This is a genomic window from Haloarcula sp. MBLA0163 (genome assembly GCF_055632435.1).
The window spans coordinates 410,183-432,115 of sequence record NZ_CM145745.1 but is presented as its reverse complement, the minus strand read 5'-3'; the positions used below and the strand labels follow the sequence as shown (position 1 = coordinate 432,115).

Below are 21,933 nucleotides of genomic sequence, written 5' to 3'. Positions count from 1 at the left end.
TTTCCTGCTTGATAACTGCGAGGTAGGCTTTATGCGGATTTCGGCCAAAAGAGCGATATGGTGTTCTCCCTACTTAAGCAGAGTTACGGTGCCAAGCTCGGACTGGGATACGTTGCGGCGGGGGCACTGCTCGTCGCGGTGGGCGTCCTCACACAGGACGTCGCCTCGACGGTCGTCGCGGGTATCGCCGGACTGCTGACGCTCGGCTCCATCAACGCGGCCGAGACAGTCGCGAGCGTCACTGAGCTATCCGCACAGACGCGGAAGGTCGCCGATGGCGACCTGGAGACGGAGATCAGCTCGACCCGGACCGACGAGTTCGGCGACCTCGCGGGTTCCATCGAGGAGATGCGGGTCTCCCTCCGGGACCGCCTCAACGAGATGGAATCGGCACGCGCCGAACTGGAGACGGCGCGTGAGGACGCCGACGAAGCGCGTGAGAAGGCGGAAGTCGCGGAGCGCGAGGCGCGTGAGATGGCCGGGGCCTACCGCGACATCGCGACCGAGTACGGCACGGTGATGGAGCGTGCGGCCGACGGCGACCTCACGCAGCGCGTCGACGTGGCGACGGAGTACGACGCGATGGCGACCATCGGTCGGTCGTTCAACCAGATGATGGAGGACCTCCAGCAGACCATCGAGACGGTGGCGGACGTGACCGACCGCATCACCACGGAGACCGAAGAGATGACCGACATGAGCCGCCGGATAGAGCGCGACGTGGACGAGGCCGTGGACACGGCGGTCGGCATTCAGGACCGGGCGTCTCGACAGCAGACAGAGTTGGAGTCGGCTGCCGACGACGTACAGGACGTGAGCGCCTCGGCGGAGGAGATAGCGGCCACCGTCGACGACCTCGCGGCCCGCAGCACCGAAGTGGAGGAGGCCAGCCGCGACGCCAAGTCGGCATCCGAGACGGCACTCGACGAGATGGACCGCATCGAGGCCGACGTCGAGAGCGCCGTCGCACAGGTCGAGGCGCTTCGCGAGCGCATGGACGAGATAACCGATATCGCGGACATCATCTCGGAGATCGCCGAGCAGACGAACATGCTGGCGCTGAACGCCTCTATCGAGGCCGCCCGCGCGGGGAGTGGCGGAAGCGGTGCGGACGGCGACGGGTTCAGTGTCGTCGCCGACGAGGTGAAGTCGCTGGCCGAGGAGACACAGGACCGCGCCGACGAGATCGCGTCGCTCATCGACGAGGTCTCCACCCAGACGGCGGAGGTGACCGACTCCATCCAGCAGACCGAGCAGCGGGTGGAGAACGGGACCGAGACGGTCGAATCCACGCTCGAGGAGATAGCGACCATCGCGGGCGCCGTCGACGACATCTCCGCCTCTATCGAGGAGATACGCGACACCACGGCCAACCAGGCCGACACCGTCCAGACAACCGCCGAGTCCATCAGCGACGTGACCGAGACCAGCGTCCAGACGGCGACCAGCGCCGACGAGATGTCGACGCAGATACGCCAGCAACAGGACGTGGTGCAGTCCATCGCGGAATCGCTGGAGTCGTTCCGTGAGCGTGCCGTCGACGACCTCGAATCACGGGTGCAGATGTTCGTCGTCGACGGCGCGACCACCCGTCAGGAGCGGACGGCGGTCGCGGGAGGTGACAGCTGATGGACCCCGTCGCCATCGCGTACGGAGTGACCGCCGCCGGGTTCCTCGTCGGCGTCGCCATCGTCTGGTGGCTGTACGCCTCCCTCGAAGGGTCCGACGAGCGGACAGTCCTCACGGCACTGGCCATCATCCCTGGGTTCGCTGGACTCTCGTACGCGTTGATGGCCCTCGGCGTCGGAACCGTGACCGTCGGCGACACCGTCCTCGTGGGCTTCCGGTACGTCGACTGGGTCGTGACGACGCCGCTCCTGGTCGGGTTCGTCGGCTACGTCGCCGGTGCGTCCCGCCGAGCCATCGTCGGCGTGATGGTCGCCGACGCGCTGATGATTCTGGCCGGCGTCGGCGCGACGGTGACAGAGGGCACGGTGAAGTGGGCGCTGTTCGCCGTCTCGGCGAGCTTCCACATCGCGCTGTTTGGCTACCTCTATCTCGTCTTCCCCAAGACGGTGCCGGACGACCCCGAGCGGCTCGGCCTGTTCAGCCTCCTCAAGAACCACATCGGGCTGCTGTGGCTGGCGTACCCGCTGGTGTGGATTGCAGGTCCCGCTGGACTCGGGGTCAGCACCTTCGTCGGAACGAGCCTCACCTACGCCTTCCTCGACCTGCTGGCGAAGGTCCCCTACGTCTACTTCTTCTACGCCCGGCGACAGGTGTTCATCGAAGGCGTCGTCGGGGACACGGCCGACAGGACGGCCCCCGCCGCGGCGGACTGAACGGACCGGGGGGTCCGAACCCCGCCGTTTTTGCGCTCGGAGCGCAGAGGAGGGGACGTGATACCCGGTGCGGCCGAACACGGCGTCGACGTCTCGATAGCCGATGCGGACGTCGAGCACCTGCTCTCGGTGATGCCGGCCGACGTTGAGCGCGCCGACGCACTGTCGTACTGTCGGAACGTGTTCGTCCCGCTGACGACCGCCTGTCGCTACACCTGTACCTACTGCACCTACTACGACCCGCCGGGGAAGGCGGAGCTCATGACCCCCGAGGAGATACGCGAGACGTGCCAGCGGGGCGCCGACGCCGGCTGTACGGAGGCTCTGTTCACCTTCGGCGACGACCCAGACGACCGCTACACCGAGATGTACGACCGACTGGCCGAGCTGGGTCACGACACCATCCACGAGTACCTCCGGGAGGCCTGCGAGATAGCGCTCGACGAGGGACTGCTCCCGCACGCGAACCCCGGCGACCAGACCCGCGAGCAGATGGCGACGGTCGCCGACCTGAACGCCTCGATGGGCGTGATGCTGGAGACGACCGCCGACGTGCAGGCCCACGGCGGCCCGCGGGCGAAGAACCCCGGCCAGCGGCTGGCGACCATCCGCACGGCGGGCGAACTCGGCGTCCCGTTCACGACCGGCATCCTCGTCGGCCTCGGCGAGGACTGGCGGGACCGCGCCGAGAGCATCCTCGCCATCCGCGAGCTGCACGAACGCTACGGCCACGTCCAGGAGGTCATCGTCCAACCGGTCGCGGAGAACGAGCGCTGGCAGAACGGGTCGCCGGACCTCGCGACGATGCGCCGCGCGACCGCGATGGCGCGCGCCGGCCTGCCGGCGGAGGTCTCCGTACAGGTGCCGCCCAACCTCGCCCCGGCCCGGGACCTGACCGACTGCGGCATCGACGACCTCGGCGGCGTCTCGCCGGTGACCGTCGACCACATCAACCCGGAGTACGAGTGGCCAGCCCTGCGGGAACTCCGGGCCGTCGCCGACAGCGCCGGGGTGCCACTCACCGAGCGCCTCCCGGTGTACGAGCGGTACGCCGACGGGGAGTGGCTCTCGCCGGTGGTCCGGGACGCCATCCGCGCCGACACGCCCGCCGGCGAGCGCCTCCGGTCCGTCCTCGAACGGGGCGAGAACCCCGTACAAACCTGAGGACGGCGGCGACGTTCCGATTCGGAAACGTCGCGATTCGACGCGGAGCGGGAGCCGCCTAGACAGCTAGGTTCTAGATATATACCCCCTCGCACCCTTACTATTGAACGTCCGGGGCGTGCCTCTGACAGCCAACCCGGGCAACGACGTCGTCTCGGCGAGACCGCGACCGAGGACGCGGTCCCGCCGATTTTCCGACGCAGACACCGATTGGATAGCGACGCCTCAGTCCAGCAGCGGCGTGCCGTCGGCCTTCGGCCCCAGTTCCGGCCCGACCACGGCGGCGTCCGGGTCGACGAGCCGGCGCTGCCGGTAGTCGGTCGACCGCTCGACCGGGGTGCGACCGATGGCCGTTATCATGTCGGCGTACTCGCGGACGGAGCGGAACTCGCCGTAGCCGCCGCCGGCGCGCTTCGTTATCTCCTCGGAGAGGATGGTCCCCATGAAGTCGTCGGCGCCGCAGGTGAGCATCTTCAGGCCGTGGGCGTCGCCGTACTTGACCCACGAGGACTGGATGTGGTCGACGTTGTCGAGGAAGAGCCGCGAGACGGCTATCATCAGCTCGTCCTCGTCGCGGCTGGCGCCGCCCGAGACCATGTCGCGGTCGTACAGCGGCGTCTCCTCGTGGACGAACGACAGCGGGACGAACTCCGTGATGGCGCCGGTCCGGTCCTGTAGGTCCCGGACCTTCTGGAGGTGCTGGACCCGGTGTCTGGCGTTCTCGACGTGGCCGTACATGATGGTCGCCGTCATGTCCAGCCCGACGGCGGCGGCGGCCTCCATCGCGTCGAGCCACTCGCCGCTGTCTATCTTCCCGGGACAGATGACGTCGCGTACCTCATCGACGAGTATCTCGGCGGCCGTCCCGGGGACGCTGTCGAGGCCGGCGTCCTGCAGGCGACGGTACACCGTCTCGTAGGACCAGTCGGTCCCCCGGCGGGCGTGGTACGCCTCCTCGGGGGTCATCGAGTGGACGTGGACGCCGTCGACGGCCATCGCCCGCAGCTGCTCGGAGTAGGTGCCCGGGTCGACGTCGTACTCGCTGGCCGGGCGGTAGTTCAGGTCGCCCCGGTCGCTAGCTGCCAGTATCTCCAGGTGCTCGTCGTCGAGCGCCAGCGCGGGGTGGAGGCCGGAGACGGACGTGACCTCGTAGATACCGCGCTCGACGGCGTCCCGGACGATGTCGCGGGACTCCGCGGGGGTCTTCGTGAACCCGCCGTGGTCGTCCTGGTAGCTGCTGCGGAACTGCTCGGAGCGGTCCTTGAAGTTGCAGAACAGACAGCCCGTGTTGCAGGCCGTCGTGACGTTGTTGTTGAGGTTGGCGACGAACGTCACCTCGTCGCCGACCACCTCGGCGCGGCGCCGGTCTGCGGCCTCGAGCACCTGCTCTTTCCGCCGCCGGTCGATGCCGTCGCGGTCGGTCCCGGTGGTGATGAGTTCGACGCCGTCGGCCACGGAGAGACGGTGTCCGTCGCGGGCCTTCGCGAGCGCGTTCTCGAAGGACTGGTCGGTCACCGGCCGGTGGGCGAAGTCGAACTCACCGGCGGGGTCCGCGGCGTCGGAGGCGTCCGGCATTGCTCGTTCGAAAGGGAACGACGGGCAAAAACGTGTGGGTGTCCGCGGACGGCGGGACACCCGCCCGCGGTGGCCTATCCCGCCGGAAGGATGCCGGTGACCGCACCGAGCGTCTCGGCGACCACCCATCCGACGAAGACGACGTACGCCGCCAGCAGTCCGTACGACTCCGCGGTGCTCAGCGAGAGGTCGGTCCGCAGGGCCGTGAAGAGGCAGATGGTCGCCAGCGTGAGGACGCCGAACATCGGGACGGCCATGGCGAAGTCGACGGTCCACGCGCCGACGAGGAGCACGCCCGCCGGAATCGCGACGAGCAGGTCGAACGTGTTCGAGCCGAGGACGTTCGCCAGCGAGGTGACGCCGCGGTTCCGGCGGGCGGCGCGGACGCTGACGAGCGTATCGGGGAGGCTGGTCGCCCCCGCCAGGACGGTCACGCCCAGCAGGAACTCGTCGGCGCCGACCGCCCGGCCGACGACCGACACCGAGTGGACGAGGTTCTCGACGGCCACCAAGATGACCGCGAGGCCGGCCACGAGGAAGAGCCACTGGCGTCGGACGGCGACGTCCGCGGCCTCGCGCCCGTCGCTCTCGTGGTCGGCCGTGTCCTGGTACTGGATGAAGACGTAGAGCCCGTACAGCGCGAGCGGTATCGCCGCCAGCGGGCGGGTGACCGCGCCCGACAGCGCCGCCTCGCCCGGGTAGTAGATGACCGCGAGCGCGAACGTGATGAGCAGGACGGAGACGGCCAGCATGTAGAACTGGGCCTCCTTGTAGACGAGCGTCCGGTTGGACTCGATGTCGCCCTCGGTGGCGATGCCCGCGACGGCGGGGATCACGAGGACGTTGAAGATGGCCGACCCGACGATGGCCCCGACGCCCAGCGGCATGGACCCGTCGAGCGCCGCGAACACGACGGTCGCGAGCTCCGGGAAGCTGGACCCGACGGCGACGAGTATCGCCCCCTGCACCACGTCCGGCAGGCCGTAGTGGGCCGCGAGCCGCTCGCTCGCCGTCTCCAGCCACTCGCTCCCCTTCCATATCGCCACCGTCGCCGCGACGACGACGCCGACCGCGACGAGCAGGTTCCCGGCCATGTGGTCGGTGATGACGGAGCGACGGGAAAGGGATTGTCCTCTGGCGGTCAGAACCGCTAGCAGTCCCTCCGAGTCTCACAAGTGTTTAAGGACTAGTCGTATATGCCACCGTCCGTCAGGTCTGCACGTAGGAGCGATACAGACGTCCACCAATGACGGATCAGATGCAGTCTCCAGACAGCGTAGTGCAGTTCCCCGTCGACGACGTGGCCGCGGTCGAGTCGGCCGTCGTCTCCTTCCTCCGGGAGCGCGTCGGGGCCGCCGACGCGGACGGCGTCGTCGTCGCGATGAGCGGCGGGCTCGACTCGACCGTGACGGCCACGCTCGCCGCCGAGGCGCTCGGCCCGGAGCGCGTCCTCGGGCTCGCGATGCCCTGCCACAAGACCGACGCCACCGCGGCGATGGAGGCCGAGACCGTCGCGGACCAGCTCGGCATCGCGTTCGAGCGCGTCCACCTCCGGCCCCTCCTCCACCAGTTCGACCACGACGTCGTCCCGAGCCTCGACCCCGGCGAGACGGACGGGTCGGTGCCGACCGACGACCGCGCGCTCGGCAACGCCGTCGCGCGGCTGCGCACCACCTGTGCGTACTACGCCGCCAACCGGACGAACCGCCTGGTCGTGGGCACGGCCAACCGGTCGGAACTCCTGCTGGGGTACGTCACGAAGTTCGGCGACGGCGGTGCCGACCTGTTCCCCCTCGGCGACCTCTACAAGACGGAGGTCCGGGCGCTCGGTCGCCATCTCGGCCTGCCCGACGCCATCGTCGAGCGGACGCCGACCGCCGGCTTCCGGGCGGGCCAGACCGACGCCGACGACCTCGGCGCGACCTACGACGTCGTCGATTCGGTGCTGTGGCGCGTCGTCGAGCAGGGCGACCCGGTCGACGGCGTGGCCGACTCGCTCGGCGTCGAGACGGCGACGGCGAGCCGGCTCGTCTCGATGTGTTCGGCGACGGCCCACAAACGGGCGAGGCCGCCGACGCCGGGAATCGGTGAGCGGTCCCGGCGGCCGACGGTCGACGAGTCCCACTGAGCAGTTCCGGCGACTCGCCGCGGAGACGCCCGGACGCCGCGGTTCGGTTGCCTGCCGCGGAGGCCCCTCGTGCCGAGTGAGAAACGTCTTTGTCCCCGCCCGCAAAGCGCCGGCAATGACGAGCGTCAAGGAGTTCCGTATCGACGAGGCGGCGACGGCCACCGACCTCGGCCGCGGCGCCTTCGTGTTCACGGACGACTACTCGGTGTTCGACTGGGGGAAGATGCCCGACCGGATTCCCGACAAGGGGGCCTCGCTGTGTACGATGGGCGCGTTCAACTTCCAGTTGCTGGAGGAGAACCATATCCCGACCCACTACGAGGGCGTCCGGGTCGGCGACAGCGACGCGGTGCTGGACCTCGGCGAGGCGCTCTCGACGGGCCACGCACCGGAAGAGATGGTCATCTCGCTGACCCAGGTGCCGGACCTGCCCTTCGATGACGGGGAGTACGACTACGAGGCCTACCACGCCGAGGCGGGGCAGAACTACCTGATTCCGCTCGAGATCGTCTTCCGGAACCGCGTGCCGGTCGGGTCGTCGCTCCGCAAGCGCACCGACCCCGCGGACCACGGTCTCGACTTCGAGACGTGGCCGGACGAAGTCGTGGACCTGGACCAGCCCATCGTCGAGTTCTCCACGAAGTACGAGGAGCAGGACAGCTACCTCGACCGCGAGGACGCCGACCGCATCGCCGGCACGGCCGACGTCGACCAGCTAGAGGAGCTGGCCCTGGCTGTCAACCACGTCGTCACGGACCAGGCCGCGGACGCCGACCTGGTCCACGAGGACGGGAAGATCGAGTGTCTCTACCACGAGGGCCAGATCCGTGTCGCCGACGTCGTCGGCACCTTCGACGAGAACCGCTTCTCCTACGACGGCCAGCAGGTCTCGAAGGAGGTCATCCGCCAGTACCACAAGCGCACCCAACCCGAGTGGGTCGACGCCGTCGCCGCGGCCAAACAGCAGGCCACCGAGCAGGGCGTCGCCGACTGGAAGTCGCTGTGTGACGTCTCGCCGGCGCCGCTCGACGAGTCGGTCGTGCTGGCCGCCCGGGACCTCTACTGTGCCGGGACCAACGCCTACGTCGGCGGCGACGTCTTCGACGCCCCGTCGCTGTCGGCCGCCGTCGACGCCGTCCGGGACCTCTGAGCGCCGGCCCGACGACGCCCGTCTCAGTCGTCGAGCCGCACGTCCACGTCCGTCACCGCCACCGTCGTCTCGTCGGTCGTGACCACGCACGACACCGTGTTGCCGCCGACGGACGTACAGCTCACCTGCGGCCGGCTATCGAGGTACCGGCCCCACGCCTCGTGCCGCGGGCTGGTCACGTTGAGGTAGACGGTGTCGCCCGCCGTGTCGGTCTGTGTGACCGTCGTCTCGTTGCGGGTCGTCCGGACGCTGGCGGTGGTCCGGCCGCCGACCGACGTCGCCGCCACCGGGCGCGTGCGGACGACGTGGAACCGGGCGTAGTCGGCCGTGAGGAGCAGGCGCGGCGGTCTGGCCATCACCTGTCCGGCCCGGTCTTCGCGGATGACGCCCCCGTTCGCGTAGACGACCCGCGTGCCGTCCCCGGCAGCCAGCACGAGCGGACGGGTGTCGACCGTCGTCCGGACCCCGTCGGCCGGGACGTGGACCTCGAACCTCACGTCCGGCCCGACCGACAGCGAGACGCCGTCGAGTTTCACCGTCGTCGTCCGACTCGGGACGCCCTCGCGGGCGACGTCGTCGACGTTGGTCGCCAGCACCTCGAACGAGCGGACCCCGTTGGTGACCCGTTCCTCGTCCCGCACGTCTTCGAGGGCCGCGAAGCCGCCGACGCTGACGAGTCCGACCAGCACGAGGACGGTGCCGAAGATGACGACGAACCCGACGGTCGTGCTCTGGGCGCGGTCGGTCACGCGTCCACCTCCAGCGTGTCGGTGCCGTCGTCGTAGGTCACGACGACCGGGCCGCCGTCGACGGTCGTCTCCGCGATTTCGGTCCCGGTCTTGAGGTGGACCGCGACGGAGGTGTCGGCCACGTCGCTCACGAGGACGATGCGGTACCGGTAGAACGCCCCGGCGTCCGCCCGCTCGTCGATTGTGAGTCGGTACTGGCCGTTCGCGACGCGGTCCGGGAGCGGCGCCCGCACCGTGACCGTCTCCGGTGTGTCGGCCGCCCGGGCCATGCTGTCGGCCGAGGTCAACGCCGAGGCGAGGCGGTTCCCGAGGACGGACAGCTCCGAGTGGACCGCCTTGCTGCGTTCGTCCTCGACGAGCGAGACGGACACCGAGAGCAGGGTGACGACGAGCAACAGCGTGATGCCCAGCGTCAGGACGTACCCGACTGCCGTGGAGGCGCCGCGCTCAGTCATCCGCATCACCCGCCAGCACCGTCGTCTCGGTGACGTACTCGGTCGTCGGCGTCTCGTAGGTCACGCGTATCGACGCGCTGTAGAGCCGCTCGGTCACGAACGGGTCGCCGCTGCCCGCCGTCCCGTAGTCGCCGTCCTCGACGAACGGACGGGACCGGTCGACGATCATGGAGTAGTTGCCGGCGGCGTTCGACCCCCAGTAGTAGGCGACGTCGTAGGAACTCCCGACGGCGTCGAACCCCGCGACCTGCGGACAGTCGGTGCCTTCGAGGGAGCCGTCCGAGAGGTCGACGACGGCGTACCCGTCGGCCCCCGCCGAGACCGCACAGGCGGGCAGTAGTGACCCGCTCGTGTCCTGCACCCTGACGACCACGTCGCCGCCCTTCCGGTAGACGAACAGGCGCCACACGTCGGCCCCGTCGGTCACGTCGAGGTGGAACACGCGGTCCTCGTGCAGCGTGGTCGCGTTGGTGTCGTCCGGCGAGCCCACCAGCGCGCTCTCGGAGACGTTCAGTCGGGCGTCGCGCGTGCCCGAGACGCCGTCGGCGAGCGTCCAGTTGTCGGCTCCGGAAGCGTTCGTCATCGGGCGGGTCGAGACGTTCTGGACGATGCGGGTCCCCTCGGTCGTGCCGGTGACCGAGACGGTCGCTCTCGCCCCGCGCCGGGCCGCGTAGCCGTCGGCCTGCTCGCGCCAGTCGGCGACGCCCTCGTCCAGTTCGGTCTGCAGGGTCGCGTAGTCCGTGTCGTTGTGGCGGTTGACGTACGCGAGCGTCCCGTCCGCTCCCTCGGTGGCCGCCTCGGCGAACGCGACGGCCTCCCCGCCGCCGTCGTCGTGGTTCGCGGCCATCGTCTGTGAGTACGCCGACGCGTTCAGCGCCAGCGCCAGCACCACGAACAGGACGGCGATGCCGAACGTCGTCACGAGCAGCACCTGTCCGCGGTCCGCCCGTTCGGGGCGCGTCAGGTGGACCACAGGACCACCTCCACCCGGACCACGTTGTAGACGCCGCTGTCCGGGGCGCTGTCGGGCACGTAGAGCGACGCGTTCGTCAGCGTCCGGCCGGTCGGCGTCTCCGCGGCCGCGTACACCACGTCGTCGTCGTAGAGCGTGAGGAACGCGGCGACGCTGACGGCGTCGTCGCTGGGGGTCCCGCTGTCGACGACCGCTCTCGTCGCCGTCCCGCCCGCGGTGGTACGGTACCGGACCCGGACGTTGTAGGCCACGCCGTCGGCGCCGACGCTGCGGTCGAGTCGGTCGCCGAAGTCGGTCGGGAGCGTCCCGTTGCTGTAGGCCGACTCGTACGGTTCGAGGCCGTGGAACGTCCCCGTCCCCTCGTTCCAGTACAGCACCGTCCGGCGGAGCGAGCCGTCCTCGGCGGCGGCGTCCAGCACGCCGCTCCCGACGCGTTCGAGTTGCTGCTGCTGGGCCCCGCTGGCCGTGCTCGCGGTCTGTGGCGTCACGGCCGTCGACTGGAGCGCGAAGACGACGGCACCGAGGAGGACGAGCGCGGCGACGAACGCCTCCAGCGTGTACGCCTGTCCGCGGGTCGACATCGTCACCACACCTCCACCCGTAACGTCGCCGCCGTGCCGTCCAGCGAGACGTGCCGCCGCGCCGTGGCGACGGAGGCGTCGCTGCTGGTAGGTGGGGGCCCGACCGCCAGCGGCGACCCGCCGGTCGAACACGGCACGACGCTCCCGCCGTCGGCACACAGGACCTCCCGGGTCGGGTCGCCGGCGACGTCCCGGCGGAGCGTCACGTTCACGCCGTAGCGCTCGTCGACGCCGACCTGGTCGGTGAGCGTCGCGCTCGTGTCGAAGGTGCCACAGGGGTTCGCGCCGCTCTGGTTGAAGAACCAGAAGGCACAGGTCGAGAGCGTCGTGGCGCCGGGGTCGCCGAGGTGTAGCTCGACGAGCTGGGTTCCCACCCTGTCCGCGACCAGCGCCGTCTCCTGCCCCCCGTCGGTCGGCGTGAGCAGGTCCGGGACGAACAGGAGGACGAACCCGACGACGACGAAGAACACCGCCATCCCCGTCAGGAAGTCGATGGGCATCTGCCCCCTTGTCGACGGTGCCGGCGCCATCTCACCCCACCACCATCCAGACCGCGAGCGATATCGTCAGGAGGACGACGACGAACTTCGCGCCGCCGCGCAGGGTCGCCTCGCGCAGGTAGCCCGCGATGAGCCCCGCGGAGACGGCCTGTATCGTCACGGCGTGGAAGAACATCAGCGAGAGCAGGTCGGCGTCGACGCCGGCCAGCGACATCCCGCCGCCGGTCCGGGCCGGCTGGTCGGCGCCGAACTCCGCCATGACGTCGATGAACTGCACCTTCAGCAGCGCCATCACGCCCAGCAGGGTGACGTACGTCATCAGGACGATGGCGACCTGCATCAGCGTCCGCGAGCGGCGCTCACGCGCCAGGTCGTCCTGCACCTCGCTGGCCTTCGCGGCCGTCGACAGCACCTCCGAGATGTGACTGGACGCCTCCTGGGCCTTCGTGACGAGCTTCACCGTCCGCGCGAGACGCGGGATGCGGTACTTGTTGTTGAACTCGATAAGCGACTCCTTGAGGCTCATCCCGTAGTTGACCTTCCGGTAGATGGCCCGGAACTCGTCGGCGAGCTTGTCCGAGGACGTCTCCGAGACGGTCTTTATCGATTCGAGCGTCGTCGCCCCGGTGTCGTTGACCGTCGAGAGCTTCAGGAGGGTGTCCGAGAGGTTCCCGAGCAGCGCGCGGCGGGAGCGGCGGTCCCACTCGTGGAACACCGCCAGCGGGGTCACGACGAGGAACAGCGGCACGTAGCAGTAGACGAACGTCGCCCACACGGGTCGTGCGACGACGCCGTCCCACGACACCGGAACGGCCCCGGAGAGGGCCGCCGCGCCGACCAACGAGAGCGAGGCCGGCACGGAGAGCGCGAGGGTGTACAGCGGGTTGTCCTTGAAGAACAGGTGCGGGTTCCGCAACAGGTCGACCGTCTCCTGGAGCCCCTTCTTGCGCTCGATGCGGTCGAAGATGTGGTAGCTCCCGCTGAAGGCGGTGATGAAGCCGAGGTCACGCAGGCCACTGCGGCCCTGCGTCTCGAGCCACGCGCTCTGCTCGCGCGGCCGGATGACCCCGTCGCCGAACTCGTCCTGCTTGACCGTCGTGACGAGGACGAGGAAGGCGGCGGCGATGAGCGGAATCAGCCCGTAGACGGTGACGTACAGCAGGAGCTCCGAGGCGTTCCCGAGCATGTTCATGATGACGAGGATGATGACCAGCAGCAGGGGGAACAGCGACAGCGTGATGTACATCTCCCCGAGCAGTTCGAGGACGTCGAGCGTCTGTTCCTGCTCCTGTTTGGCCGCCCGCATGTACTTGTGCTTCTTGTTGTCGAGGAACGAGGTCATGTCACCGCCGCTGTTGATGACCGCGAGCATGTCGACGAGGAACTCCCGGAGCTCGTCGCTGGGCGTCTGCTCCAGCTGGTGTCGAATCGCGGTCCGGTAGTCGGTGTCCAGCGAGTTCGTCTCCCTGACGATGGCCTGGAACTCCTGGGACACCTCGCCGTAGGTGTCCTCGGCCTTCGCCATCGCCTCCAGCAGTTCGAGCTGGCTGAGGCCGCCGATGGAGAGGGCGTACATGAACGACACCGAGTCCGAGAGGAGCATGTTTATCTCCCGGCGGCGGGCGCTCGCACGCGAGTACGGGACCGCGAGGAGGCCCCCGAAGCCGAGGCCGAACCCGAGGCCGCCGAGTCCGAACCCGAGGACCACGACGACGAACGGCACGCGGAGCGTCCGGACGAGCGTGACGAGGACGGAGCTCTCCGGGAGCGGGACGCCCAGCAACGGGCCGGACAGGACGCCGGTGGTGGCGAGCAGGTAGCCGAGCGCGATGCCGACGAACCAGAGCGCGACCCCCGTGATGAGGCCGACACCGACGGCCCGCGAGAGGTACATCTCGACGGTCACGGGCATCCGCGCCTCGGCGAGTTTCCGCTCGACGGTCGCGACGAACTGGTCGTCGTCTTCGAACACGTAGTCGTAGACCGGGTAGAACGCGTTCCCGAGTCTGTCCGCGCCCCCTTCGAGCGTGCGGACCGTCGGGTGGTCGCCGGTCTCGGTACTCATCTATGCCCCCGTCTCGTCGTCGGACACCGCGTCCTCGCCGGCGTCGGGCGATGGTTCGCCGTCCGGTTCGTCGTCGGGCCCGACCGCTCCACTCGTCTCGTCCGCTTCGAACAGCGTGTCGAGCGAGTCGCCCGGGTCGTCGTCGTCCGCCCCGTCCCCGGCCTCGGGTTCGAGGACCGCGTCGTCCGTCTCGGGCACCGCGAGGTCCGCCTCGTCCGAGGCCATCGTCTTCGCTTTCGTCGCGGCGAGGTCGACGTCCTCGAGCGCCGCGACGACCGCCTTGATGCGTGACTCGGTGACCTCTGCGTCCGCCGAGTCGAGGACAGCGGTCAGGTTCGATTCGTTGATCTCAGCGCCGGTCTCGTGCAGGATGAGTGCTGCGTAGACGTATTCCATGGTGTCTCACTCCGTGTCGTCGTCGGTCTGTTCGTCGCCCTGTTCCACGACCACGGGGTCGGCCAGGGGGGCCGTCCCCATCCCGTCGGCTGCCAGCCCGCTCCGTATCTCGGCGCCCTTCGCCCGCGCGTGCTCCGGCAGCGCGTCCATCAGCGAGAACGCGTCGCGGCCGCGGTACTCCTCGAAGAGCGTCCCGTCGGCGACGTCGAGAATCTCCTTCGCGACCTCTCGCGTCTCCGGGTCGGGGTCCGGCCGCGGGACGACCGCCTCCGTCTCCGGGTCGATGTCTATCTCGACGCTCTCCATCTCCCGGAGGTCAGAGAGGCTCTCCCCGAGTTCACCTCGGGCCAGCAGTGCGAGGATCGCCTCCGGGTCGTTGATGAACGCCTGCAGCGTCGCGGCGACCTCCGCGTAGTCGTTGCAGTCGTTCTCGACGAGGTAGGCCAGCACGACCTTCCGCTTGAACAGCTCGTCCTCGAGTCGCTCGCGGTCCCACCCCCTGTCGAACTGTATCTCCTGGAGCGTGTTCGAGCGACCGAGCTGCAGGAACTCGTCGCTCTCGGGCTGCCACTCGAAGATGTCGCGGATGTTTATCTCGTCGTTCTCGGCGTCGTAGTGGTTGACCTCGGTGATGGTCTTGTTCCGCCGGACCTTCCGGCCCTGCACGCGGGTCTGGGTCTGGATGGAGACCAGGTCGAGGCCGGTGAACATCGTCTTCGAGACGTTGATGGGGTCCGTGGTGAACCGCTTGAGCACCTCGCCGACGGAGTCGGCGTGGAACGTCGTCAGCGTCGTGTGCCCGGTCGACATGATCTGGAACAGCGTGCGACCCTCCTCGCCGCGGACCTCGCCCATGACGATGAACTCCGGTCGCTGTCGGAGCGCGGCCTCGAGCAGGTCGAACTCGTCGACGTCGCCCACGTCGTCCTCGCCGAAGGAGGGGCGAGTGACACTGGCGACCCAGTTGCGCTGTGGGAGTTCGACCTCGCGGGTGTCCTCGATGGAGACGATCTTCGAGTTCGAGGGGATGAACAGCGAGACGGCGTTCAGGCTCGTCGTCTTCCCCGAGGCCGTCCCGCCGGCGAAGATGAGGCTCCGGTTGTTTTCGATGGCGAGCCAGAGGAACGCCATCTCCTCTAGCGAGAACGTGTTCCAGTTGATGAGGTCGATCGGGGTAAAGGGGACGTCCTTGAACTGCCGGATGGTGTAGTTGGTCCCGTGGTCCGAGACCTCCCGGCCCAGCGTCAACTGGGCACGCGAGCCGTCCGGCAGCGTCGCGTCCACCTGCGGTCGCCGCTTCGAGATGCCCTTCCCCGAGCGCTGGGCGAGTTTGACGACGAAGTTGTCCAGTCCCGTCTCGTCGTGGCTGACGTTCGTGATGACGTTCTCGTACTCCGTGTGGTAGACGAAGACCGGGGAGTCGTAGCCGTCACAGGAGATGTCCTCGACGTTGACGTCGTGCTTGATGGGGTCGATGCGCTCGTAGCCGAGGAAGTCCCGCTGCAGTTCGTACAGGAGGCGCTCGACCTGTGCCTCCGTCAGCGTCCCGGCGTCCTCCTCGATGACCGCCGGCTCCGGTCGCGCCGCGAGGCCCTGTAGCTCGCGGTCGGAGGACTCCGCGGCCGCGCCGATGTCGAACAGGTCCTTGAACTGCCCGACGACGCTGTCGTCCCGGACGCCCTCGCGGAGGTCGTACTGGTCTAGGAGCCGGAGCGTCTCCGACCGGATGACGTCGGCTCTGTCGGCCTCGTCGCCGTCGATGAGGGCGTCGTCGTCGGAGTACTTCACCGCCGTCCTGAGGCGGCCGGTCAGGTACTCCTTGACCCGCACCTCGATGTCGTTCATGTACGGTTCGACGACGGTGTACTTCTTCTCGTTCTCCTTGATGGAGTGGAAGACGACGACGCAGGCGTACGGTTTGTTCACCCAGTAGCGCTCCACCTCGACGAAGTGGCGCTTCTTCTCCATCGGGACCGCCTTCTCCAGGTCGTAGCGGTTCGCGAGCGTCGTCAGGCCGTCGTGGGTCGAGAAGAACGCGTCCTCGTCGATCTCGGGGTTGACGTTGACCGTGCGCCGGTCGACGATCTCGTCGACGGCCTCGGCGAAGTCGCTGGCCCGCGTGAGCCGGTCTGTCATCTCCTCGGGCGGGAAGCCGAGGAACGATTCCGGGTCGAACGGCTCGGCGGTCCCGTCGCCGTCTCCGGGCGGGTGGCCGTCCTCGTCGTAGTGGTACTCCCACTTGAAGTGCTCCCACGTGTACTCGTCCTTCGTCACCGGCGTGGCGGCGATCCACTCCGCGTACTGCTCGTAGAGCCGGTCGGCGTTCGCCTTCGCGCGGCCGACGCGTGCGGGGAACTCGTCCGGGTGGCAGCCGAGGTACGCCGCGGGCGAGAACGCCGTCGCCGTCCAGTCCCGCGTCCGGACGGGCGCATCGTCGGTCGTCCGCCGGCCGAAGGTCCCGAGGACGCCGCCGTCGTCGTCGGACTGCTCCGTCTCGACGACCCGGTCGACGTCCGCGCCGTACCCCAGCTCGGCCAGCAGGTCGTCCCAGGTGTACGTGCCGACCGCGACCGGGCGGTCCCGCCGGTCGTCGTTCTCGGACGGTCCGGGCGCGGACGTCACGGTCCGTCACCCCGTCGTTGCGAGTCCCCACCGTTCGAAGTGCTGTGTTCACTCATTGTAGTCCCAACACACGGCCCTCGGCGCCGTCGGCCACCGATAAATCGGTGCCTGACCCGACGAGGCCGGAGCGCGTGTGGCTGGGTAGCACCACGCACCTACACGGTGTTGGTAATGTGTGGTTTACCTGAAATTAGAGACGGTGTACCGCTTCTACGACCGCAACTGGGACGACGGTCCACAGACCCGCTCGTGGCGGTAGCGGGCATCTACGCCAGTATCCGAGGTGAGAACGAGCCGTGACGACGGAAGGGGCCGCGTTACCTCGGCGTCGAGCGGAGCGCCGCTCGAATGATGGAATAGTTATACGAAACCACCGGATACGCGAGACGGACGAGCAGTAAGCGAGTTCTGCACCGAGTGATGCCCGTCGGAAAATATCAATCAAGCTATATCTCGGCTGGTGTCGATGGCGACTTCCTGCGTCAGTTCGAGCTTCACCGTCTCGTCGAACGGCGCGCCGCCCCGGAACTTCGGCACGATGAGCCGGTTCTCGATGCTCTCGCCCCGCACCTCCGTCGAGAGCTCGAATATGATGTCGGCCAGGTACTCGGTGACGTCGCGCTGGACGGGGACCTGCCGGCCGTCGAGGCCGTGCATGACCGCGAAGCTGTCTTTCTCGGCGAGCGTGTCGCGGACGTCGTTGAGGAAGTGGAGGTACTCCTGCGTGTTCCCGGTCTCGAGCATGTCGACCGTGTCGACGACGATGGTCGACTGGGCCGGACTGTCGCGGATGACCCGGTACGTCTCTTTCAGCGGGCGCTCGCCGATGGCGTAGAGGTCCGTGGTGTCGAGCGTCCCGCCGGCGTTCCGCATCGCGGTCCCGACCGCCCGCTTCGACCGTGCCGTGGTGAGATAGGCTGTCCGCCGCGGGGTGGTCAGCTCGTAGAGGAACTGTTCGGACTGGCTCGCCGGGTCAGCGGAGAGGAGCGCGAGGCTCCCCGGCGGCACGCCGCCGTTCAGTTTCCGGTCCAACACGTCGATGCCAGTCCGGAGGACGCGAGTCATCGTCCACCCCGCCGGTCTGCTCGCACCCGCTCGCACACCCGTGCGCGAGGTCTGTCACCGTTCGGTCGATCAGTACTGAGTGGTCCCATCGATATGGACCCTTTCGACAGTACACACGTTGTTACAGCCCCCATACGACCGACGTAGCGCGGGAAGAAACGGGCTACTACCGTGAACAGTCCTGAACAGTAGTTGAACGTTTCAGGTATATCTATCACGGTAATGAGGTATTTATCGGATAACAATATCCCACTGAGCAGATGGACCAGGTGCAGCGATGGTCGAGAGTGCGAGGGAGTCGGCGCGGTGGGGAGGCACGACGGCACCACCCTGCTCGCCCGCAAGGTCGCGGGCGGGACGGGCGTGGGGCCGTCGCGGACACCAGTGTCGGGCGGCGTGACGGGGCGACGCGACTGCCGAACCGTACTCGGGAACCATCCACCACAGAACCATGCAACTACGAAACCTCAAAGCACTGTTCGCGGACGACGACGCGGTCTCACCGGTCATCGGCGTCGTGCTGATGGTCGCGATTACGGTCATCCTCGCAGCCGTCATCGGCTCGTTCGTGCTCGGGCTGGGCAGCTCGACGAGCGCGACGCCACAGGCGAGCTTCACGTTCGACTACGACACCGGCGCTGGCACTGTGACGATAACGCACGACGGCGGCGATACGCTGAAATCGGGGAACATAGTCGTGAAGGAAGACGGCAGCGTCCTTGTCAACCCCGCCGCAGGCACGGAGATTGCAGCAGGCGACACCCTCACTAGCGGAACTAGTGTTGCGTCGGGTGCGCAGATCAAGGTCGTCTACAACGCTCCGAACAGCGACAAGAGCGCGGTCCTCGCCACGTCGACGGCGCCGTGACCACGCACGCACAGACAGAACACTGATTCCGGCCCCGGTCCCCGTCTGGCGTTCGGTATCCGTCGTCGGTGGCGGATAACGCCGGGCACAGGGGACGACACACGGGGGACACGACGAGACACACAATGAACGCAGACACGACCCGACGGACCGACGAGACGGGCACTACGACCAGCGGCGGCTCGACGACCGCACGCGGCCAGTCGGAGGTCATCGCCGTCGTCCTGTTGTTGGTCGTCGTCGTCATGAGCCTGTCCGTCCTCGTCGCGAGCGGGACGACGGCCATCGTCGAGACGCGCGACAGGGCGGAGGTGGGCGCGGCCGAACACGCGCTCGCAGCGTTCGATACCGACGTGAGCGCCGTCGCGTTCGGGCAGTCCCGCGCCAGTACCGACCTCGGCCTGCGTGCCAACGACGGCGAGGTCCGGTACCACGACACCGGGTGGGTCCGCGTCACCGTCGACAACGAGACGAGCGCCGAGACCGTCGTCGTGAACGAGTCGCTCGGGACGGTCGAGTACAGACAGGGCGAGACGGCCGTCGCGTCACAGGGCGGCGGCGTCTGGCGGCGCGACGGCGACGGGTCGGTGATGCTCTCTCGGCCGGAGTTCCACTACCGGGACCGGACCGTGACGCTCCCGGTGGTGTCGATGGACGGCGAGACGGGGCTCTCGAGCCGGCTCGACAGTCGGCCGGACGGCGCACCGGTCCAGCGGTACCCGAACCGGACGCTCGGGTTCGCCAACCCGCCCGACAGCGGGTCGGTGACGGTGACGGTCCAGAGCGAGTACTACGACGCGTGGGGGCGTCACTTCGAGACCGAGACCGACGCCATCGTGCGCTACGACCACGCGAACGAGCGCGTGGCGGTGACGTTCGTCGTCCTGCCCGGGCGAACCACCTTCGACGCGGGCATCATCGCGACGTCGAGTGCGGGCGAACTGGCCGTCGCGGGAACCGGCGCCTACGTGAACAGCTACGACTCCGCGGACGGGAACTACTCCGAGACCCGCTCGGCGGACGGCCTCATCCAGTCGGCCGGCAACGTCACGGCGACGGGGAACTCGCTCGTCGACGGCGACGTCAGGTCCGGCGGGACGGTCGAACTGCAGGGGAGTACCAGTATCAACGGGAGCGCCTACTGGACCCGGGCCCCGGAACCGGACAGCACCGAGCAGTCGAAGGTCGCCGGCGAGGTGGCGGAGATCGACGGCGTGCGCTCGGTCATGCCCGTCGACACGTTCGTCGAGACGTACGCCCGGCGTGTCAGAGACCGGAACGACAACGACCGGACGTCGACCGTCAGCGGCGAGCAGCTCGCGATGACGGGGTCGTCCGCCGAACTCGACGCGGGCCGGTACTACGTCCACAACGTCACGCTGGACGGCGACTCGCTGACGCTGAACACCACCGACGGCGACGTGACGGTGGTCGTCCGCGACTACGTGAGACTGACGCAGGGCGGCAACGTGACCGTCGAGGGCGACGGCATCGCGCGGTTCGTCGTCGCCGGCGAGAACGACACGACCGTCTCGCCGACGGGGCTCGGGAGCAAGGCGGTCAACTTCCACGTGGGCAAGGACAGCGCCGTCCACGTCCCCGGCGAGGACTCGCGGCAGCTCAGGGTGTACGGCACCCGGGCGTTCAACGCGACCATCGCCGGGTCCAACAGCAAGAAGGCGACGTTCGACGGCCTGCTCTACGCGCCGGCCGGTACCGACGGGAGCGGCTACGTCTACATCAAGCAGGGCGACCTGTACGGCCTGGCCGTCACCGGCAACCTCACCGTCGGCCAGTACGGCGCCGCCCACTACGACTACGGGCTCAAGGGCAAGACCCGGATACGCTCGCCGTTCTCGGAGGTAGAGCAGCTGTACGTCACAGTCCACCGAGTGCGTATCGAATCCGGGAGCTGATACGATGAGTCGAACACGTATCTCGACACGGCGGGCGGCCAGCCTCGAACGGCGGGGGGAGGACCGATGACCGTCGTCGAGCGACTGGTCGCGTACGTGGCGTTCGGTGAGTCGTCGTGTGCCCGGTGTGGCGCCACGTCGACGGTGCTCCACGAGTGCTGTCGCTGCGGGACCACGGTGGAGGCACACGTTGACCGGTGCCCCCGCTGTGCGTCCGTCGACATCGCCCGCTACGAAATCTGAGCACGGCGCGGGGTGCTTGGAAACGGTGGCGAAGGGTCCCGCACGCGCTCGTGCGTCGGCGCCGTCTCAGTCGTCCGCCTCGGTCCCCGGTTCCTCGCCGGCGACGAACTCGCCGAGGCCGTCGATGGGGCGGTCCGGGTTCTCCTCGTCGAGCGTCTCCGGCGCGCCCAGCTGGACGTCGGTCTCCTCGGGGTCCCGGAGTTTCGTCCGGCCGCGGTGGACCGTCACCTCGTCGTTGAGGTGGAGCTTGATGGCCTCGATGAGCGCCTCCGCCTCCAGCGGTTGGCCCAGTTCCTGCAGTTCCTCCTCCGTGGCGTCGTCGGGGACGTTGAACGCCCGCTGGGTGATGATGGGGCCCTGGTCGAGGTCGGTCGTCACGTAGTGGGCGGTGACGCCGGCGATGCGGACGCCCTCCTCGATGGCCTGCATGTACGCCGACGCGCCGGGGAAGGCCGGCAGGAGGCTCGGGTGGACGTTGATGATGCGGCTCTCGTAGCGGAAGACGACGTCCGGCGAGAGGATGCGCATGTAGCGGGCCAGCGCGATGAGGTCGGCGTCGTACTCCGCGAGCAGGTCGAGCAGTTTCTCCTCGTCGGGCGTGCCCTTCTCGTCGCCGATGTCGTGGAAGGGGACGTCGTACTTCCGGGCCAGCGGTTCGAGGTCGTCGTGGTTGCCGATGACCACCTCGATGTCCGCCCCGAGGTCGCCGTTGGCCCACGCCTCGAACAGCGCCTCGAGGCAGTGGGACTCCTTCGTGACGAGGACGGCGATGGACTGGGTCTCGCGGTCGGCGGGGAACCGGACCTGCACGTCGACGCCCAGCTCGTCGCCGAGGTCGGTGAGGTCCTCCCGGAGTTTCTCCTCCGTCGTCACCATGTCGCCGGTGTCGACGTGCATCGTCATCCGGAAGACGCCGTCGCGGACCGCCTGGTCCAGGTCCTCGATGTTGATGCCGCGCTCGAACAACAGGGAGGTGACCTCGGCGATGAGTCCCGTGTCGTCGTCGCCGACGACGGTGATCTCGGTGAGTCCGTGGGTCATGCCTGCCACCTCCGGCGGATACGGTGGTTCATTGCCGTCCAGTTCGGCAGGGCCGATGCAAAAGCCTTCGTTTTCCGCCTCCCGGCGGCGGTATAGCTTA

20 protein-coding genes are annotated in these 21,933 nt (G+C 68.4%); 8 read left to right on the top strand and 12 right to left on the bottom strand.

Going from position 1 to position 21,933, the window contains the following annotated elements:
- Positions 1–57: 57 nt before the first annotated feature.
- The 3 genes from ACV7GQ_RS02120 (at position 58) to cofG (ending at position 3,506) form a co-directional block, all read left to right on the top strand.
- Complete coding sequence (locus ACV7GQ_RS02120; protein WP_470311907.1) at positions 58–1,629, top strand: methyl-accepting chemotaxis protein; 1,572 nt, start codon at positions 58–60, stop codon at positions 1,627–1,629.
- Complete coding sequence (locus ACV7GQ_RS02115; RefSeq protein ID WP_470311906.1) at positions 1,629–2,342, top strand: bacteriorhodopsin; 714 nt, start codon at positions 1,629–1,631, stop codon at positions 2,340–2,342. The genes ACV7GQ_RS02120 and ACV7GQ_RS02115 overlap by 1 nt, the downstream gene beginning before the upstream one ends.
- A gap of 132 nt (positions 2,343–2,474) precedes the next feature.
- A complete protein-coding gene (cofG, locus tag ACV7GQ_RS02110; RefSeq protein WP_470313131.1) occupies positions 2,475–3,506 on the top strand; it encodes a 7,8-didemethyl-8-hydroxy-5-deazariboflavin synthase subunit CofG in 1,032 nt (343 codons plus the stop codon).
- A 225-nt stretch (positions 3,507–3,731) separates the two neighbouring features.
- Here the strand turns inward: cofG and cofH are convergent, their stop codons facing one another.
- Positions 3,732–5,081 (bottom strand): 7,8-didemethyl-8-hydroxy-5-deazariboflavin synthase subunit CofH, encoded by a 1,350-nt coding sequence (cofH, locus tag ACV7GQ_RS02105; RefSeq protein WP_470311905.1) that lies wholly within the window; start codon positions 5,079–5,081, stop codon positions 3,732–3,734.
- A gap of 74 nt (positions 5,082–5,155) precedes the next feature.
- Positions 5,156–6,175 carry a sodium:calcium antiporter gene (locus ACV7GQ_RS02100; RefSeq protein WP_470311904.1) on the bottom strand — a complete coding sequence of 340 codons (1,020 nt, stop codon included), beginning with the start codon at positions 6,173–6,175 and terminating at the stop codon, positions 5,156–5,158.
- A gap of 164 nt (positions 6,176–6,339) precedes the next feature.
- Here ACV7GQ_RS02100 and ACV7GQ_RS02095 point away from each other — a divergent pair, with 164 nt between their 5' ends.
- Positions 6,340–7,209: an NAD+ synthase gene (locus tag ACV7GQ_RS02095; RefSeq protein ID WP_470311903.1), complete on the top strand. Its 870-nt coding sequence runs from the start codon at positions 6,340–6,342 to the stop codon at positions 7,207–7,209.
- A gap of 115 nt (positions 7,210–7,324) precedes the next feature.
- Positions 7,325–8,359, top strand: a complete 1,035-nt coding sequence (locus ACV7GQ_RS02090) for a phosphoribosylaminoimidazolesuccinocarboxamide synthase (RefSeq protein ID WP_470311902.1) — start codon at positions 7,325–7,327, stop codon at positions 8,357–8,359.
- 23 nt (positions 8,360–8,382) lie between these two features.
- On the opposite strand, the gene ACV7GQ_RS02085 is transcribed toward ACV7GQ_RS02090, so the two are convergent.
- The 9 genes from ACV7GQ_RS02085 to ACV7GQ_RS02045 form a co-directional block, all read right to left on the bottom strand.
- A complete protein-coding gene (locus ACV7GQ_RS02085) occupies positions 8,383–9,108 on the bottom strand; it encodes a DUF7289 family protein (RefSeq protein WP_470311901.1) in 726 nt (241 codons plus the stop codon).
- Positions 9,105–9,563 (bottom strand): DUF7266 family protein, encoded by a 459-nt coding sequence (locus ACV7GQ_RS02080; protein WP_470311900.1) that lies wholly within the window; start codon positions 9,561–9,563, stop codon positions 9,105–9,107. Before ACV7GQ_RS02080 ends, ACV7GQ_RS02085 begins: the two co-directional genes overlap by 4 nt.
- On the bottom strand, positions 9,556–10,536 hold the full coding sequence (locus ACV7GQ_RS02075; protein WP_470311899.1) for a hypothetical protein: 981 nt from the start codon (positions 10,534–10,536) through the stop codon (positions 9,556–9,558). The genes ACV7GQ_RS02080 and ACV7GQ_RS02075 overlap by 8 nt, the downstream gene beginning before the upstream one ends.
- Complete coding sequence (locus ACV7GQ_RS02070) at positions 10,524–11,117, bottom strand: DUF7288 family protein (protein WP_470311898.1); 594 nt, start codon at positions 11,115–11,117, stop codon at positions 10,524–10,526. The genes ACV7GQ_RS02075 and ACV7GQ_RS02070 overlap by 13 nt, the downstream gene beginning before the upstream one ends.
- A gap of 2 nt (positions 11,118–11,119) precedes the next feature.
- Positions 11,120–11,617, bottom strand: a complete 498-nt coding sequence (locus tag ACV7GQ_RS02065) for a DUF7287 family protein (protein ID WP_470311897.1) — start codon at positions 11,615–11,617, stop codon at positions 11,120–11,122.
- A 31-nt stretch (positions 11,618–11,648) separates the two neighbouring features.
- A complete protein-coding gene (locus ACV7GQ_RS02060; RefSeq protein ID WP_470311896.1) occupies positions 11,649–13,682 on the bottom strand; it encodes a type II secretion system F family protein in 2,034 nt (677 codons plus the stop codon).
- Positions 13,683–14,078, bottom strand: a complete 396-nt coding sequence (locus ACV7GQ_RS02055) for a P1/P2 acidic ribosomal protein (protein ID WP_470311895.1) — start codon at positions 14,076–14,078, stop codon at positions 13,683–13,685.
- Positions 14,079–14,084: 6 nt separating this feature from the next.
- The gene (locus tag ACV7GQ_RS02050; RefSeq protein ID WP_470311894.1) at positions 14,085–16,700 is read right to left on the bottom strand and encodes a type II/IV secretion system ATPase subunit; all 2,616 of its coding nucleotides are present in this window, start codon (positions 16,698–16,700) and stop codon (positions 14,085–14,087) included.
- 441 nt (positions 16,701–17,141) lie between these two features.
- Positions 17,142–17,765, bottom strand: coding sequence for an RAD55 family ATPase (locus tag ACV7GQ_RS02045; protein ID WP_470311893.1), 624 nt, complete (start codon positions 17,763–17,765; stop codon positions 17,142–17,144).
- Between the two features lie 451 nt (positions 17,766–18,216).
- Here ACV7GQ_RS02045 and ACV7GQ_RS02040 point away from each other — a divergent pair, with 451 nt between their 5' ends.
- The 3 genes from ACV7GQ_RS02040 to ACV7GQ_RS02030 all read left to right on the top strand — a co-directional run bounded on the left by ACV7GQ_RS02040 (position 18,217) and on the right by ACV7GQ_RS02030 (position 20,792).
- A complete protein-coding gene (locus tag ACV7GQ_RS02040; RefSeq protein ID WP_470311892.1) occupies positions 18,217–18,633 on the top strand; it encodes a type IV pilin domain-containing protein in 417 nt (138 codons plus the stop codon).
- Between the two features lie 125 nt (positions 18,634–18,758).
- Positions 18,759–20,549: a DUF7289 family protein gene (locus ACV7GQ_RS02035; RefSeq protein WP_470311891.1), complete on the top strand. Its 1,791-nt coding sequence runs from the start codon at positions 18,759–18,761 to the stop codon at positions 20,547–20,549.
- A gap of 66 nt (positions 20,550–20,615) precedes the next feature.
- Positions 20,616–20,792, top strand: coding sequence for a hypothetical protein (locus ACV7GQ_RS02030; RefSeq protein ID WP_470311890.1), 177 nt, complete (start codon positions 20,616–20,618; stop codon positions 20,790–20,792).
- A 66-nt stretch (positions 20,793–20,858) separates the two neighbouring features.
- Here ACV7GQ_RS02030 and ACV7GQ_RS02025 read toward each other — a convergent pair whose 3' ends face one another.
- Positions 20,859–21,833: a formyltetrahydrofolate deformylase gene (locus ACV7GQ_RS02025; protein WP_470311889.1), complete on the bottom strand. Its 975-nt coding sequence runs from the start codon at positions 21,831–21,833 to the stop codon at positions 20,859–20,861.
- Between the last annotated feature and the right edge of the window lie 100 nt (positions 21,834–21,933).